Consider the following 16441-nt stretch of genomic DNA (forward strand, 5'->3'; position numbering starts at 1 on the left):
ACAACAGGTAGAGAACATGACCTCTAAGAGCCGCCGTGGTTTTCTCCGTTCCGCCGCCCAACTGGCTGCCGCTTCTGCAGCCATGGGTGCGGTGCCCGAAGGCATTCGCCAGGCATTGGCGATTCCCGCCCATAACGCGCACCGCAACATCGAGGATGTGCAGCACATCGTGATCCTCATGCAGGAAAACCGCTCGTTCGACCACTACTTCGGCACGCTCAGGGGCGTGCGCGGGTATGGCGATACGCGCACCGTCACGCTGCCCACCGGCAAGAGCGTGTGGCACCAGCCGCTGGCCGCCGGTGTGGGCGAGGTGCTGCCGTTCCGCCCGAGCGCGCCGGACCTCGGCCTGCAGTTCCTGCAAGACCTGCCGCACGGCTGGAACGACACGCACGCTGCCGTCAACGGCGGCCGCTACGACGGCTGGGTCCCGCACAAGGGCACCACCACGATGGCCTACCTCACGCGCCAGGACATTCCGTTCCACTACGCGCTGGCCGACGCCTTCACCATCTGCGACGCCTACCACTGCGCCACGCCCACCTCGACCGACCCGAACCGCTACTACATGTGGACGGGCTATGTCGGCAACGACAACGTCGGCGGCGGCCCGGTGATCGACAACGCGGAAGCCGGCTACGGCTGGTCCACCTATCCGGAGGTGCTCGAAGCTGCCGGCATCTCGTGGAAGATCTATCAGGACATCGGCACCGGCCTGAACGCCGCCGGCTCGTGGGGCTGGACCAGCGACGCCTACATCGGCAACTACGGTGACAACTCGCTGCTGTACTTCAAGCAATATCAGAGCGCGCAGCCGGGCACCCCGCTGTACGACAAGGCCCGCACCGGCACCAACGTGTCGGCCGGCGACGGCTATTTCGACGTGCTCAAGCGCGACGTGCAAAACGGTACGCTGCCGCAGGTGTCGTGGATTGCCGCACCGGAGGCCTTTTCCGAGCACCCGAACTGGCCGGCCAACTACGGCGCGTGGTACATCGACCAGGTCCTGCAGATCCTGACCTCCAACCCCGAGGTGTGGAGCAAGACCGCCGTGTTCATCACCTACGACGAGAACGACGGCTTCTTCGACCACCTCGTGCCGCCGTTCGCCTCGTCGGGCAGCAATGGCCTGTCGACCGTCGACACCACGGGCGAGTACTTCCGGGGCAACAGCAAATACGGCGCCGGCAGCTACGGCCTGGGCGTGCGTGTGCCGATGCTGGTGGTGTCGCCGTGGTCCAAGGGCGGCTTCGTCTGCTCGGAAACGTTCGACCACACGTCGATCATCCGCTTTATCGAGCAGCGCTACGCGCGCACGCACAACGTCAAGTCGCCGAACATCTCGAAGTGGCGCCGCGCGGTGTGTGGTGACCTGACTTCGGCGTTCAACTTCGCCACGCCCAACGAGGTGGTGCCGGCGCTGCCGAGCACGGCTGCCTATGTGCCCAAGGACAAGCTGCGCCACGCTGACTACATCCCGCTGCCGCCGCTGCTGCAGGCTGTGCCCAAGCAGGAGAGCGGCGTGCGCCCGGCGCGTGCGCTGCCATACGAACTGTTCGTGCGTGGCCGCCACGACGAGGCCGCTGCCAAGTTCCAGCTCGATTTCGTCAACACGGGCGACGTGGGCGCGGCCTTCCTCGTCTACACCGCTGGCAGCGTGGATGCACCGCGCACCTACACGGTGGAAGCCGGCAAGCGCCTGTCGGACAAGCTGCCGGTGGGTGCCGGCGGCGCCTACGACTTTACGGTGCACGGCCCGAATGGCTTCCTGCGTCGCTTTGCCGGCAAGCTCGCGCTGTCGGGCCTGCTGCATCCGCAAGGCCGCCGTGCACTGGAGGTGAAGGAAGGCTACGACGTGGCCAACGGCAACCTGGAGCTGCGCCTGATCAACCACGGTCGCGCGCACACGACGTTCACGATCAAGAGCGCCTACACGGGCGAGAGCGTGCAGCGCGAAGTGCGTGGCGGGGATGATGCCTCGGTGTACCTGGACCTGCGCCGCCAGCACGCCTGGTATGACCTGACCATCACGGCCAGCACGGATGCCGGCTTCCAGCGCCGCCTGGCCGGCCACGTGGAGACGGATCGCCCGAGCGTGTCGGACCCGGCACTGGGCGCATAAGCGGCACCCGAGCAAAACGGCCCGCTGACGACAACGTCAGCGGGCCGTTTTCTTATCGATGATGCCGATGCGGCGTCAGATGTGCCGCACGTAGGTGCGCGCCTGATACAGCGCCAGCGCGCTCAACGCGACGATCATCACCGTCGCCAGCACGTCTGCATACGGATAGCCCCAGAAGCTGCTCATTGCTTGCTCTCCTTCGGTGGTGGGTCAGATCAACCCGGTTTCGGCCATACGCTGACGGCCGAAATCGGTGAGGACGTAGCGGAAGTGCACCTTGCCGGTGGCGTCGTCGAGCGTGTCTTCGGGCGCTTGCACGAGGCCGCCGGAGTACAAGTCGGCAAGGGTGGCGCGGATGCTGCCCATCCAGTAATCGCTTTCGGGTTTGCCGTAGGCGATACAGGTGCGGTGGGCGATCTCGCTGTCCCACAGGGCATCGCCGTTGGCGAGCAGTTGCAGGATGAAGCCCTTCATGTGCAGATTCATGCGGGTGTCTCCGTGGTTGTGGCAGCGGGGGTGGCGCCGCGAATCACTTCCATGTTTTCCGAGCTTTCCGACACCATCACGAAGCCGCCAAAGATCACCAGCGCCAGCCCGATGAGGAAGTACCACTGCGGAAACTGCAACGTGAAGAGGGCCGTGAAGAGGGTGGCGAACATCGCATAGAACGCGCCCAGCGCCTGCCCACGCCCCACGCCGATCAGCGGGAACGACTTGTACCAGGCCACCGCGCAGAACGCGAAGGTGAGCCCGCCCGCAGCCAGCCACAGCAGCGCCTTGCTGTGCGCCACGCCGGAGACGATGTCCATCACCGGCACCGGCACGTGCGCAAACAGCGCGATGGCCGGCAGCACGAAGATGACCCAGAAGATGGCCTCGGCCGTGTAGCGGATCGACACACCGCAATCGGGGTCGGTCACGTCCATGGCGCGGCCGACGATGGCGCCTTCCAGCCCCCAGCCGATGGCCGCCATGGCGCCGCCCAGGTAGCCGATCCACTGGTGGCTGCTGGTATGCGATTCGGTCATCAGTGCCGGGGCATAGATCGCCACGCCGCCGCCGATGATGATGAGAATGCCCACCGCCGCCCGTGCGCTGATGCGCTCGTTGTACCAAAGCTTGGCCACCGTGGCGCCCACCACCGGATACAGCAGGCCTGCGACAGCCGCGAACACCGCACCCACGTAGCCCATGGCCAGATACGAGCCGAAGTTGGCCATCAGCCCGCCGGCAATCGCGGCAATGAAGTACCAGCGCGAAATCTTGCGGAACTGCCCCATGGTGCGGAAGTAGTCGCCCAGCTTGCCGAGCGCAGCCAGCCATACCCACTGGAACAGCATCACCAGCGCGCTGTTGAACGCCGTAATGACGGCAGCGCAAACCAGGAACACATGCGGATCGGACAGGTTGAGCGAAGCGAATGGCGACTCGTGCCAGACAGCGGTGCCCGGCACGTACCAGGCGCCCCACAGGATGGCCGCCCACAGTGCCCAGCGGTAGCCCCACTGGAGCGTGTGTTTGTGATGTGCCGCGCGAGCGGCGGAGGAAGACGCCAAACCGATCTCCTTGTTCTGTGCGCCGCAGGCGAAACCTGGTGACGCTTAAGTTACTGGAGGTGTATAAATTAACTAATAGTTCTTCGGAGTCTACGCCGGCACTCCAGACGTGCCGGAAAAAGTCGCAACGATTGACGGGATTGTCAGAAGTTGACGTCTGTGACGTCAGGTGACGATGACGACTAGGACGCGCCCGCTTCGGGCACCGTGTCGACCACGGTAATCAGATGCAGCGGCGCCTCGGTGGCAGGATCGCGCGCCAAGGAGGTGGTGACGCGCACCGGCACGGCCGACCCATCGCCGCGTACCAATTGCAGCGTGAGCGCATACGCGGGCATCGTTCCAGCAAGCAATTCGCCGTATTGGCGCAGGTGGCGGGCGAGGTCATCGCGGTGCGTGAGGTCGAGCAGCGTGCGCTGCTGCAGCGCTGTTTCCGGCTGGCCAAGCAGCTTGCACAGCCACGGGTTGGCGCGCAGGCAACGGCCCTCCAGGCTGACCTGCGCGATGCCGACCGGCGCCTGCTCGAACAGCGTGCGCAGCTTGGCTTCGCTGTCGCGGAAGGCGGCTTGCGCTTCCACCTCGGCGGTGATGTCCTGGGCCGCGCCAATCATCGTGGGCGTCGCCGCTGTCGGGTCCTGCGCCTCGCCTTCCTCACGAAGATGGCGACGCGTGCCGTCGGGCAGGGTAATGGTGTATTCCACGCGATACGGCTGGCGCGTGACGACGGCCCGGTCCAGCACCGCCTGCACGCGGGCGCGATCGGCGGGCACGATGGCGTCGAGATAGCGCGCCATGGTCACTGGCGTGGCCTGCGGCGCCCACCCGAAGATGCGGTAAGCCTCGTCCGTCCAGCGGCAGGCGTCGCTGCCGGGTTCCCAGACCCAGCTTCCCAAGCGGGCGATCTGCTGTGCCTTGGCGAGCAGCGCTTCCGAATCACGCAACGCGGCCTCGGCCGTGTGGCGCTCGGTGGTGTCCAGGCTCAGGCCGATCATCTTGACGGGCCGATCCTGCGCATCTCGCACGAGCGTGGCGCGCGAGACGATCCAGCGCACCGCATCCGGCGCCACCGCAATGCGAAATTCATGCGCGTAGACGCCGCCTGTCGCCAGGTTCTGCGCAATGGCCGCCTGCACGCCAGGTACATCTTCGGGAAGCACGCACTGCCAAAAATCTTCCAGTGTGCGGATCGGTCGGCCGAACAGGCGTGCGGCGTTGGGCGAGTAGGCGACCGCATCCGTCAGCAGATTCCACTCCCACGTGACCACGCCGGAAATCTCTTGCGCGAAGGTCATGCGCGCCTCGCTTTCCATGATGGCGGCCAAGTGCTTCTGGCGGCCTTCACGGGCGCGGGTGTCAGTGTTCAGGTTGGCTTCCAGGTCGGCCAGGGCGCGGTCGCCATAGCGCAGCCACAGCCAGTTCACGTTCAGGAAACGCGCCAGCGCCAGCAGGTTGGCGTATTCGATCTCGCCGCCGCGCGTCCACTTATGCACCGCCGAGGGCGACACGCCCAGTGCCGCCGCCACCTGCTTGAGCTGAATGCGGCCGCGCGTCAGCACGCCTTTGAGGCGGCCAGCAAAGCTGTCGTCATCAAGCGGGCCGTCGGACGGCGGGAGTGCGGCAGCGGTCATGGAGCAGGATTCACTGGAAGTTATTCGCGACAGTATAACGTCTCAAAAATAGCGAAAAACTATCTAATTTTGTGATTGTTAGGTCTTAACGATTGGCCGGGAGCAACTAATTTTTCCTAGACTAGTCCATAATTCCCTAAAGGTAAATAAAAACACCAACAGTGAATTTTTGGGTCGCCGTACCGAATCGCGCCTACCGAGGCGCTACGGTATCGGCATTTCGGGCGCCGTCTTCTTTGCGCGCCAGCCATCAACAGGGCTACTGGATATGACGCAAGCTTCCCTTTCCACCGATTTTCGTTCCGCCACGCTGGCGCCCCGTCTTGATCTGTACATCGACGGCCAGTGGGTGCAGCCCGAAGGCGGCGTGTACCGCGACATCGTCGATCCCGCCAACGAAAACGTTCTGACGCAGGCCGCCGACGCGTCCGTGGCCGATGCGCAGCGCGCCATCGCTGCAGCTCGCCGCGCCTTTGACGAAGGCCCGTGGTGCAACACCGGCACGCGCGAGCGCGCCCGCCTGCTCAATCGCATTGCCGATGCGATCGACGCCGATGCTGAGAACCTCGCCACGCTCGAATCCCTGAACACCGGCAAGACCATCATTGAAAGCCGCTGGGACATGGACGGCATCGCCGCCACGTTCCGTTACTTTGCGGGCCTGGTCGCCACCGAATCGGGCCTCGTCAACGAAGCCCCGTCGCATGTCATCAGCCGCACGCTGCGCGAGCCGGTGGGTGTGTGCGGCCTCATCACGCCGTGGAACTACCCGCTGCTGCAGGCCGCCTGGAAGATCGCCCCGGCGCTGGGCGCGGGCAACACCGTGGTCATCAAGCCGAGCAATCTGACGCCGCTGACCACGCACCGCTTTACCGAACTGCTGATTGAAGTGGGTGTGCCCGCGGGCGTGTTCAACCTGATTACCGGTGCCGGCGAAGCGGGTGCCGAGCTGTCACGCAACCTGGACGTGGATCTGGTCTCGTTTACGGGTGGTGCGGTGGCCGGTGCGGCCGTCATGAATGCTGCCATCGGCAACTTCAAGAAGATCGGCCTGGAGCTGGGCGGCAAGAATCCGAACATCATCTTTGACGATGCGGACTTCGATGCCGCTGTCGATCACGCCGTCAACGCTGCGTTTTTCCACGCTGGCCAGGTGTGCTCGGCCGGCTCGCGCCTGATGCTGCAAGACGGCATCCACGACCGCTTTGTCGAAGCGCTGGTCGAGCGCGTCAAGCGCATCCGCATGGGCAACGGTTTTGACGACGGCACGCAGATGGGCCCTGTGCAATCGGCCTTCCAGCGCCAGAAGATCATCAACATGGTTCAAGCCGGTGTGGCCGAAGGCGCGGTGCTGCGCTGTGGCGGCAAGGCGCCGGAAGGTAAAGCCTTCGAGCGTGGCTTCTGGCTGGAGCCGACGGTGCTCACCCATGTGAACGACAACATGAAGATCGCCACCGAGGAGATCTTCGGCCCGGCACTCACCGTTGAGCGCTTTCACACCGAAGAAGAAGCCGTGCGCCGCGCCAACAACACGCCGTTCGGTCTGGCCGGCGCCGTGTGGACGCGCGATCTGGATCGCGCCAACCGCGTTTCGCGCGCACTGCGCTTCGGCACGGTATGGGCCAACGACTATCACCCGTACTTCCCAGAGGCACCGTGGGGCGGCTACAAGGCCAGCGGCATTGGCCGCGAACTCGGCCGCGGTGGCCTGGACGAGTACACCGAACTCAAGCACAGCTACATCAACCTCGCACCGGCCCCGATGGGCTGGTTTGGCACGGACGCTGCGTAACTGGAGGGCTTGTTTTGACGACGAATACCGTACAGGAATACGACTACATCATCGTGGGCGCGGGCTCGGCTGGCTGTGTGCTGGCCGCGCGCCTGACCGAAGACCCGGATGTGACCGTGCTGCTGCTCGAAGCCGGCGGCCCCGACCATCGCTGGGACTTCCGCACGCAGATGCCGGCCGCACTGGCCTATCCGCTGCAGGGCACGACGTACAACTGGGCCTACGAAACCGAGCCCGAGCCGCATATGAACAACCGCCGTATGTCGCAGGGCCGCGGCAAGGGGCTGGGTGGCTCGTCGCTCATCAATGGCATGTGTTTCATTCGCGGCAACGCGATGGACTACGAGCGCTGGGCAAGCGATTTCCAACTCGACGATTGGACGTACGCGGATTGTCTGCCGTACTTCCGCAAATCCGAAACGTACGACAAGGGTGCCAACGACTGGCACGGCGATGCCGGCCCGCTGCAGGTCACCACGCCCAAGCAGGACAACAGCCTGCTGTTCCACGCCTTCATCGAAGCGGGTGAGCAGGCCGGCATTCCTGCCACCGACGATCTGAATGGCTACCGCCAGGAAGGCCTGGGGCCAATGGACCGCACCGTCAACGCCAAGGGCCGCCGCGCCAGCACCTCACTCTGCTATCTCGACAACGCGCGCAAGCGTTCTACGCTGACCGTGCTGCCGCGTGTGCTGGCCGATCGCGTGATCTTCGAGGGCACGCGTGCCGTTGGCGTTGAGGCGCTGATGGATGGCAACCGCGAAACGTGGCGTGCACGCCGTGAGGTGATCGTCGCCAGTGGTGCCATTGCCTCGCCGCAGTTGCTGCAGCGCTCGGGCGTGGGCAACGCGGATGAGTTGCGCGCCATGGGCATCCACTCGGTCGCGCACCTGCCGGGCGTGGGCGAGAACCTGCAGGACCATCTGGAGATGTACATCCAGTACGAGTGCCTGCGCCCGGTGTCGATCTATGAATCGACGCTCTGGTACAACAAGCCAAAGGTCGGCCTGGAGTGGTACATGAACGGCACCGGCCCCGGCGCCAGCAACCACTTCGAGGCGGGCGGTTTCATCCGCAGCGACGACAGCTTCGAGTGGCCGAACATCCAATACCATTTCTTGCCGCTGGCCGTGAATTACGACGGCAGCAACCCGGTGAAGATGCACGGCTTCCAGTGCCATGTCGGGTCGATGCGCTCGCCGTCCAAGGGTTACGTGAAGCTCGCCTCGCGCGACCCGCGTGACAAGCCGCGCATCCAGTTCAACTACATGGCGCACGATGTGGATTGGCGCGAGTTCCGTGCCGGTGTGCGCATCACGCGTGACATCATCGCGCAACGTGCGTTCGATCAGTACCGCGGCCGCGAGATCAGCCCCGGCCCGAGCGTGCAGACCGACGCCGAGATCGACGCCTTCGTACGCAACCACGCCGAGACCGCGCTGCACCCATCCTGCACCTGCAAGATGGGCGACGCATCCGACCCGATGGCCGTGGTCGACAACGAAGGCCGCGTGCATGGGCTCGATGGCCTGCGCGTGGTGGATGCGTCGATCATGCCGCGCATCGTCACCGGCAACCTGAACGCGCCGACCATCATGATGGCTGAGAAGATTGCCGACCGCATTCGCGGCGTGGCACCGCTCGCGCGTTCGGATGCGGCGTTCTACGTGCATGGCAAATCGCCGCTGCAGGCGCCGGCCAAGCCGTTGGTCGCCAACGAGCTAGTGACGGCCTGATGCGCTGGCGCAAGGTCGCGACGATGCTGGGTGGGGCGGCGGCTTGCGCTGCCGTACTCCCCACGTCCATTGCGTTTGCCGATGAGGCACCGGCCAGTGAGGACAAACGCTGGTCGGCCAACGCTTCCGTCGTCTCGCAGTACGTGTCGCGCGGCCTGCGCCAGACGTGGGGCAAGCCTGCGCTGCAGGCCGGCATCGATTACGCGATGCCGAACGGCCTCTACTTTGGCGCATGGGGCTCGCAGATCAGCGACCACGTCATCGCTGGCGGCCATGCGGAGATCGACACTTACGTTGGCTACGCCACCACCATCGCGCACGACATCGAGCTGACCACCGGGCTGTATCGCTACTGGTATCCGGGTGCCCGCTATGACAAGGCCTTTGCGGGCGGCCCGGCCACCGGCTACGGCTATACGGAATGGATGGTCGGCACGGGGTGGCACGGCGTGTCGGTCAAGCTGTGGACATCGTTGTCGAACTACTTCGGCTTTGATGGCAACTCGCTGGCCGACGGCATCGACAAAGGCAGCCGCGGCTCGACCTATGCCGAGGCCAACTGGGCTGTGCCACTGCCTAACAATTTCACGCTAGGCCTGCACATCGGCCATGAGCACGTGCGCAACCACAGCGCGTTCAGCTTTACCGATTACCGCGTCGAGCTGTCGCGGCCCATCAACAAGTTTCTGACGCTATCCGCCGCCCTCACAGGTGCGGACGCGTCTGCCTATGCCCACCAGGTGTCGGCGCGTAATGGCGCCGACCGCATGACGCTCGGCCGGCGCACGGTCGTGCTCAAGCTGACGGCGACGTACTGAGCGGCAGGCGGCGTCTTTCCTTTAACCCTTTCCCCACAACCTTCGCTCTGAGAGCAACACACCATGGCCTCCCTGGGTTTTACCGACGTTGTCGGTCTGGTCGGCGTCGCCGCTTATGTTTCTGCGCACTTCGGCGTGCAGGTCTTACATAAATCGCCAACCAGCGCATTTGCCGTCCGGCTCAACATGATCGGGCCGATCTGCATCCTGATTTCGCTGATGGGTTCGTTCAACCTGTCGTCGTTCCTGACGCAATTCTTCTGGCTTGCGTTGACGCTGATGGGCTGGTGGCGGAACAAGCAGGCAGGGCGGCCAGTGGCGGAAGCCCCTGGGGCACCGCGCCCGGGGCAGCCCGCGCAGCAGTAGGGTCGTGTTGTTTTGCCAGGACCGCGCTTTCGAGCGCGGTTTTTTTTCGCCTGCGCTATTTGCCGAATGCAGCGATCACGGCATCGATGAAGCTGCGCAGCTTGGGCGTGGGCCGCCGGTCGGGCGAGTAGAGCAGGTGGATCGGCCGAGACGGCGGTTCGTATTCCGTCAGCAGTTGGACCAGCTTGCCGCGGGCGAGGTCTTCCTGCACCAACTCCACGGGCTGCAGGATGATGCCCAGCCCTTCGAGCGCCGCCATCCGCAGCCCGGCCCCGTTGTTGATCGAGAAGCGGCTCTTCACGCGCACGGCGTGCTCCTGTCCGTGTGCATCGGTGAACTGCCAGTCGAGCGCGGTGGGCAGCGCCCAGTAGGCAAAGCCCAGGCATTCGTGCTCCGCAAGTTCGTTCGGGTGCTGTGGCGTGCCATGTGTGGCCAGGTACGCGGGCGAGGCACACACCACCAACCGGTACGGCATCAGTGCCCGGGCGATCAGTCCGGAATCGGCCAGCGGCGCGATGCGGATCACCGCGTCATAGCCTTCGTCCACCACATCGGCAATACGATCGGACAGCGTCAGGTCGACCTGCACTTCGGGATAGGTGCGCAGATACGACGCCAGCATCGGCACCAGACAATGCACGCCAAAGCTGATGGGCGCGTTGATACGCAGCGTGCCACGTGGCTCGGCTTGCAGATTGGCGGCCAGCGCATCGACCGCTTCGGACTCCGCCAGCACGGCGCGGCTGCGCTCGTAGAACGCGCGGCCGGCTTCGGTCAGGCTCTGGCGGCGCGTGGTGCGGTTGATCAGACGCATGCCGTAGTGCGCCTCCAGAAAGCGCACGTGCTTGCCCACCAGCTGCGAAGACAGCCCCAGCGCTACGCCGGCCGAGGCAAACGAACCTGTTTCGGCGGCTTTGACAAAGACCGCCATGCTGGTGAGTCGATCCATGATTACAAACTAATCGTTTCAATAGATGGATCAGAGTCGAGATTTATCTCCGAATTGACGCTAATTATAGTCAGGGCTCGATTCTTTAACGGAGAGCCAACATGACGCGCGTTGTACGCATTCACGAAAACGGCGGCCCGGAAGTGCTGCGCTTTGACGACATCGAAGTCGCGCCGCCGGGGCCGGGCGAAATCACCCTGCAGGTCAAGGCACTCGGCCTGAACCGGGCCGAATCAATGTTCCGCTCGGGGCAATACGTCGAGGCGCCGGTGTTTCCGGCCCGACTCGGCTATGAGGCAGCCGGCATCGTCAGCGCCATCGGCGCGGGGGTGACGGGCTTTGCAATTGGCGATGCAGTGAGCGTGGTACCGCCGCTGTCGATCACCCGCTGGGGCATGTATGGCGAAGTGGCCACCGTGCCGGCGGAGGTGGTGGTCAAGCACCCGGCCTCGCTGGGCTTGACCGAGGCCGCAGCGCTATGGATGCAGTACGTGACCGTGTGGGGTGCCCTGATTGACATCGCCAAACTCAAGCGCGGTGACGTGGTCATCATCACCGCCGCGTCGAGCAGCGTCGGGCTGGCGGCGATCCAAGTGGCGCGCATGGTGGGCGCCACTGCCATTGCCAGCACGCGCACCAGCGACAAGGCGCGGGCGTTGCGCGAGGCGGGCGCCGACCACGTGATCGTCACCAATGAAGAGGATCTGGTTACCCGCGTGATGGACATCACGCAAGGCAAGGGCGCGCGCGTGGCCTTCGACCCGATCGCCGGCCCGGTTCTGCAGCAACTGGCCGAGGCGTTGGCGGAAGACGGCATCCTGATCGAGTACGGCGCACTGAGCGCGGGGGCGACCGTGTTCCCGCTGTTCCCGGTACTGGGCAAGCAACTGACGGTGCAGGGCTATCAGTACAAGCTGGTGGTGCGGGACCCCGCCAAGCTGGCCGCTGCCAAGCAGTTCATCCTCGATGGACTGGCCTCTGGCGCGCTCAAGCCGGTGATCGACCGTGTGTTTCCGCTGGAGCAGATCGTCGAGGCCCACCGCTATCTGGAATCCAACCAGCAGTTCGGCAAGATCGTTGTGACGGTCTGAATTGGTTCAGCGTGGAGGCGCTGGGTGCGCGATGCTGCGCCAGCGCCAGCGCCAGCGCCAAGGGCAGGGCAGGGGCAGGGGCAGTGCACGCTCCTTGGTGCGGTTCTGTGCCAAGACATCGTTGACCAATCAGGCGACCAGCCACAGAAAACGCTGCGCGGCAGCACGCCGTTATCCCATGTCAGTCCTAGGTTTGGCGCGACGTATGTGCCGTCTTGTTCACAGATTAATTGTTGATTTATGAAGAACAGTCTTTTCTTGATATGGTGATTTATTCATGAGAGGCAACGATCTATTCTGATCTCAAGCGCAACGAACTGAGCGCAACCGAATACCTAGGCACACAAGGAGCCAATCATGAACACCCGTCTCGCAACCCGCTTTTCCCGTAATGCTCTGCTGGCCCTGGTGGCCACCGTGTCCGCTTCCGCTGCACTGCTGTCGGCCCAACCGGCTGCCGCCGCTGTGCAAACCAGCGCCGATCCGTACACGCAAGGTGCTGTCGCCAAGGCTGATCCGTACACCCAGGGCGCTGCCGCCAAGTACGATGTCTATACGCAAGGAGCCGATCGCCAGGCTGACACCTACGGCTACCTGTCGTGGAAGGGCGATCGCTTTGACCCGTACACCCAAGGTGCCGTCGGCAAGGCTGACCCGTACACCGATGGTGCAATCGCCAAGGCTGATCCGTACACGGACGGCGCTGCAGCCAAGTTCGACCCGTACACGCAAGGTGCTGACCGTCAGGCTGACACCTACGGTTACCTGTCGTGGAACGGCGATGCTTCGTATCCGAAGGACGCTGCTTCGAACGTCTAATCGAACTGCACCAAAGCAAAAGGGCCTTGGGTTCAACCCCAAGGCCCTTTTTGTTTGTGCCGCGTTTCTGGCTGGCGATCAGACCACGCCGGCTTCGTGCGCTTGCTGGTCAGCGTGGTACGAGCTGCGCACCATGGCGCCCACGGCGGCGTGCGTGAAGCCCATTTCGTAGGCCTTCTCCTCGAACATCTTGAAGGTGTCCGGGTGCACGTAGCGCAGCACCGGCAGGTGGTGGCCCGACGGCGCCAGGTACTGGCCGATGGTCAGCATGTCGATGTCGTGCTCGCGCATGTCGCGCATGACTTCCAGGATTTCCTCATCCGTCTCGCCCAGGCCGACCATCAGGCCGGACTTGGTCGGCACGTTCGGGTTGCGGGCCTTGAAGTCCTTCAGCAGCTTGAGCGAGTGCGCGTAGTCCGCGCCCGGGCGGGCTTGCTTGTACAGGCGCGGCACGGTTTCGAGGTTGTGGTTCATCACGTCCGGCGGGCTTTCCTGGAGGATATCCAGCGCCTTCTCCAGGCGGCCACGGAAGTCCGGCACCAGCACCTCAATGCGCGTGGCCGGCGACAGTGCGCGCGTACGCGAGATGCAATCGACGTAATGCTGGGCACCGCCGTCACGCAGGTCGTCGCGGTCGACGCTGGTGATGACGACGTAGTTGAGCTTGAGCTGGGCGATGGTCTTGGCCAGGTTTTCCGGCTCGTTCACATCCAGCGGGTCCGGGCGGCCGTGGCCTACGTCGCAGAACGGGCAGCGGCGCGTGCACTTGTCGCCCATGATCATGAACGTGGCCGTGCCCTTGCCAAAGCATTCGCCGATGTTCGGGCAGCTTGCCTCTTCGCACACCGTCACCAGATTGTTGGCGCGCAGGATGTCCTTGATTTCGTAGAAGCGCGAGTTGCCGGTGGCGGCCTTGACGCGAATCCAGTCCGGCTTCTTGAGCTTCTCGGCCGGCACGATCTTGATGGGGATGCGCGCAGTCTTGTCGAGTGACTTCTGCTTGGCCGTGGCGTCGTAAGGTTTGTTCGACGGGACGGAGGTGACGGCGCTTTCAGCGGCGCCGGTGGCGGAATCGGTCATCGTGTTCTCCGCGTGCGCTTGTGACACACGCTTGGGTCAGGTCCTGCTTGCCAATCACTACGCGGTAGCGACCTCGGCGGGTTGCGCTTGCGCGCGTTGCTGCAATTGGGCGACCAGCGCATTGGCCAGTACGCGGGAAACGGGTTGCCAGTCGCTTGCATCGACCGTGCGCCCGGACGCATCGTGGGCACCAGCGGTCACCATATCGACGGTTTCCAGGCCGGCATAGCCACACGGGTTGATCTGCGTGAAGGGCGACAGGTCCATCGCCAAGTTCAGGCTCACGCCGTGGTAGCTGCAGCCGTTGCGGATCTTCAGCCCCAGCGCGGCGATCTTCGCACCTTGATGCGGCCCGCTCGACAGGTAGATGCCGGGGGCGCCAGCCTTGCGTTCGGAGGCGACATTATACGTGGCGAGCGTCTCGATAACGGCGGCCTCGATGGCGTCGACCAGCGCCTTCACGAACAGCCCGCGACGGCGCAGATCCAGCAAGAGGTAGGCAACGACTTGGCCGGGGCCGTGGTAGGTGATCTGTCCGCCACGGTCGACTTTTACCAGCGGGATGTTGCCGGGGGCCAACAGATGTGCCGGATCGCCCGCCAACCCAAGCGTGAACACCGGCGGGTGTTCGACCAGCCAGATCGTGTCGGGGGTGTCGGGACCGCCGGGTTTGTTGCGGTTGGCGGTGAAGGTCTGCATTTCGTCGAAGCACGCGGCGTAGTCCTGCAAGCCGCGTTCGACGATGTCAATCGGAATCATGCTCGCGAGTGTATCGCAGGGCCGCCGATGGTGCCGGGTGCCTTTGTCCAACTCTCTTGCAGGGATGGCCCCAAAAAACGATGCCGGCGCGATGGGAGGCATCGCGCCGGCATCGGGCTTTCACGGCATATGCCGCGAAAGGAGGCTAAAACAGGTTTGGCGTGCTCAGGTGGTCCATTCAGGCGGCCACGATCGGCGTTTCGGCGTGCTCGTTCCAGCCGAGTGCTGCGAGCGTATGGCGCCAGCCGTCCGTCACGTGCCACGGTTTGCGCGGCATGTGGCCGTCCAGCGCTTCCACGGCCAGCGACACCGGACCGGCGGCTTTCGGGTCCACCGAGACGACAATTTCTTCACCACGCTTTACAGCGACGCTACCGCCGGCATGCAGCCATTCATCGCCGGCTTTGTTCTCATGCGTGACCCATACGTCACGGCCATGGGCCTCTTCAACGCGCAGGTTCTGGTTCGCTGGCATACGCAGTGCCACCACTTCACCGGGTTGGAGAGTGAATACAATTTTTGTTAGTACAGCTTTCATGATCGGCTCCTTCACGGCATCGAGGCGGGGGCTGCCGTGGAAGTAGTCTAGGTGTTTGGTTGCCTAGTACAAAACGATATATATTGCTGTCTTTGATAGTGCAGCTCACATAGAGACCAGAAGCGGCACAACAAGAATCCGGAGGGAATATGACGGAGATCCGCGAACCGATGCGCCTACCGCCACTGGGCGCGCTGCGCGTGTTCGAGGCGGCAGCCCGCTATGAGAGCTTTTCGCGTGCAGCGACGGAGTTGTTCGTCACGCACGGTGCGGTCAGCCATCAGATGCGCACCCTGGAGGAGGAGCTGGGTGTGCCACTCTTCGAGCGGCGCGGCAAGCGTGTCACGCTCACGCATGCGGGCCGTGTCTATGCCGATCGCGTGCGCGAGGCGCTCGACCAGATCGCCCAGGCCACGCATCAACTGCGCGCCGGCAACCGCGACAACCGCCTGGCCATCAGCACCATGCCGTCGTTTGCGGCGCGCTGGCTGACGCCGCATATCGGCACCTTCATCGAGCGTCATCCGGAGCTGGAGGTGGAGCTGTTCTCCAGCCCTGCGCTGGTCGATTTCGGGCGCGAAGAGGTGGATGTGGCCTTGCGCATGGGCTCGGGCAACTATCCGGGCCTGTATGTGGAGAAGCTGCTCGACGACGTGTTCTTCCCGATCTGCAGCCCGTCGTACAACGGTGGCCGCTTGCCACGCACGCTGTCCGAAATGGCGGGCATGACCCTGCTGCGCAGCGAGGGGGAGGACTGGACGCCCTGGTTCGAGGCCGCTGGCATGGAGGGGTTTGTCGAGCCGCGCGGCGGGCTGATGTTCCAGGATTCATCGCTGCTGCTGCAGGCCGCGGCGGCCGGGCAGGGCATTGCGCTGATCCGCCCGACGCTGGCCTTCAACGAGTTGCTTGCGGGCCGCGTGGTGCGCCTGTTCGAGACGACGACGCCGTGCCCATGGAACTACTACTTCGTCTGCCCCCACAGCGCGCTGCAAACGCCCAAGATGCAGGCGTTCCGTGCGTGGCTGCTGCCCGAGATTGCCGCATTCAAGCTCAAGCTGGAGCGGTTGATGGACGACAACACCGTCTGCCTGGGTCACGTCGCCAAAGGGTGACGCCTGACCGGCTTCGCACATGTCGCAAATGCAAACGCCCCGGCATGACCGGGGCGTTTTGCTTGGCGCGCGAGG

The 16441-nt window shown here is 64.2% G+C and carries 15 protein-coding genes; 8 read left to right on the forward strand and 7 right to left on the reverse strand.

Going from position 1 to position 16441, the window contains the following annotated elements; genetic code table 11:
* Positions 1-16 precede the first annotated feature (16 nt).
* Positions 17-2122 (forward strand): phosphocholine-specific phospholipase C, encoded by a 2106-nt coding sequence (locus tag R2N11_RS11135; RefSeq protein WP_316681131.1) that lies wholly within the window; start codon positions 17-19, stop codon positions 2120-2122.
* 210 nt (positions 2123-2332) lie between these two features.
* Here R2N11_RS11135 and R2N11_RS11140 read toward each other — a convergent pair whose 3' ends face one another.
* From R2N11_RS11140 to R2N11_RS11150, 3 genes are all read right to left on the reverse strand, one after another.
* A complete protein-coding gene (locus tag R2N11_RS11140) occupies positions 2333-2608 on the reverse strand; it encodes a hypothetical protein (RefSeq protein ID WP_199027969.1) in 276 nt (91 codons plus the stop codon).
* Positions 2605-3678: a DMT family transporter gene (locus tag R2N11_RS11145; RefSeq protein WP_316681132.1), complete on the reverse strand. Its 1074-nt coding sequence runs from the start codon at positions 3676-3678 to the stop codon at positions 2605-2607. Before R2N11_RS11145 ends, R2N11_RS11140 begins: the two co-directional genes overlap by 4 nt.
* 182 nt (positions 3679-3860) lie before the next feature.
* Positions 3861-5306 carry a PAS domain-containing protein gene (locus tag R2N11_RS11150; RefSeq protein WP_316681133.1) on the reverse strand — a complete coding sequence of 482 codons (1446 nt, stop codon included), beginning with the start codon at positions 5304-5306 and terminating at the stop codon, positions 3861-3863.
* Positions 5307-5574: 268 nt separating this feature from the next.
* On the opposite strand from R2N11_RS11150, the gene R2N11_RS11155 reads away from it, so the two are divergent.
* From R2N11_RS11155 to R2N11_RS11170, 4 genes are all read left to right on the forward strand, one after another.
* Positions 5575-7098, forward strand: coding sequence for an aldehyde dehydrogenase family protein (locus R2N11_RS11155; protein ID WP_316681134.1), 1524 nt, complete (start codon positions 5575-5577; stop codon positions 7096-7098).
* A gap of 14 nt (positions 7099-7112) precedes the next feature.
* A complete protein-coding gene (gene betA, locus R2N11_RS11160) occupies positions 7113-8834 on the forward strand; it encodes a choline dehydrogenase (protein WP_316681135.1) in 1722 nt (573 codons plus the stop codon).
* A complete protein-coding gene (locus R2N11_RS11165) occupies positions 8834-9652 on the forward strand; it encodes a TorF family putative porin (protein WP_316681136.1) in 819 nt (272 codons plus the stop codon). The genes betA and R2N11_RS11165 overlap by 1 nt, the downstream gene beginning before the upstream one ends.
* A 63-nt stretch (positions 9653-9715) precedes the next feature.
* Positions 9716-10018 (forward strand): CBU_0592 family membrane protein, encoded by a 303-nt coding sequence (locus R2N11_RS11170; RefSeq protein WP_021196288.1) that lies wholly within the window; start codon positions 9716-9718, stop codon positions 10016-10018.
* 55 nt (positions 10019-10073) lie between these two features.
* Here the strand turns inward: R2N11_RS11170 and R2N11_RS11175 are convergent, their stop codons facing one another.
* Positions 10074-10967: a LysR family transcriptional regulator gene (locus tag R2N11_RS11175; RefSeq protein WP_316681137.1), complete on the reverse strand. Its 894-nt coding sequence runs from the start codon at positions 10965-10967 to the stop codon at positions 10074-10076.
* A gap of 101 nt (positions 10968-11068) precedes the next feature.
* Between R2N11_RS11175 and R2N11_RS11180 the strand changes: the two genes are divergently transcribed.
* Positions 11069-12058, forward strand: a complete 990-nt coding sequence (locus R2N11_RS11180) for a zinc-dependent alcohol dehydrogenase family protein (protein ID WP_316681138.1) — start codon at positions 11069-11071, stop codon at positions 12056-12058.
* A 357-nt stretch (positions 12059-12415) separates the two neighbouring features.
* On the forward strand, positions 12416-12877 hold the full coding sequence (locus R2N11_RS11185) for a hypothetical protein (protein ID WP_316681139.1): 462 nt from the start codon (positions 12416-12418) through the stop codon (positions 12875-12877).
* Between the two features lie 78 nt (positions 12878-12955).
* Here R2N11_RS11185 and lipA read toward each other — a convergent pair whose 3' ends face one another.
* From lipA to R2N11_RS11200, 3 genes are all read right to left on the reverse strand, one after another.
* Positions 12956-13957 (reverse strand): lipoyl synthase, encoded by a 1002-nt coding sequence (lipA, locus tag R2N11_RS11190; RefSeq protein WP_316681140.1) that lies wholly within the window; start codon positions 13955-13957, stop codon positions 12956-12958.
* A 57-nt stretch (positions 13958-14014) separates the two neighbouring features.
* Positions 14015-14716, reverse strand: coding sequence for a lipoyl(octanoyl) transferase LipB (lipB, locus tag R2N11_RS11195; protein ID WP_316681141.1), 702 nt, complete (start codon positions 14714-14716; stop codon positions 14015-14017).
* Positions 14717-14894: 178 nt separating this feature from the next.
* On the reverse strand, positions 14895-15254 hold the full coding sequence (locus tag R2N11_RS11200) for a DUF2917 domain-containing protein (RefSeq protein WP_199027948.1): 360 nt from the start codon (positions 15252-15254) through the stop codon (positions 14895-14897).
* A gap of 149 nt (positions 15255-15403) precedes the next feature.
* Here R2N11_RS11200 and R2N11_RS11205 point away from each other — a divergent pair, with 149 nt between their 5' ends.
* A complete protein-coding gene (locus R2N11_RS11205; RefSeq protein WP_199027946.1) occupies positions 15404-16366 on the forward strand; it encodes a transcriptional regulator GcvA in 963 nt (320 codons plus the stop codon).
* Positions 16367-16441: the final 75 nt, after the last annotated feature.

Source organism: Ralstonia flaminis, from assembly GCF_958415495.1.
Classification (GTDB): Bacteria; Pseudomonadota; Gammaproteobacteria; order Burkholderiales; family Burkholderiaceae; genus Ralstonia; species Ralstonia flaminis.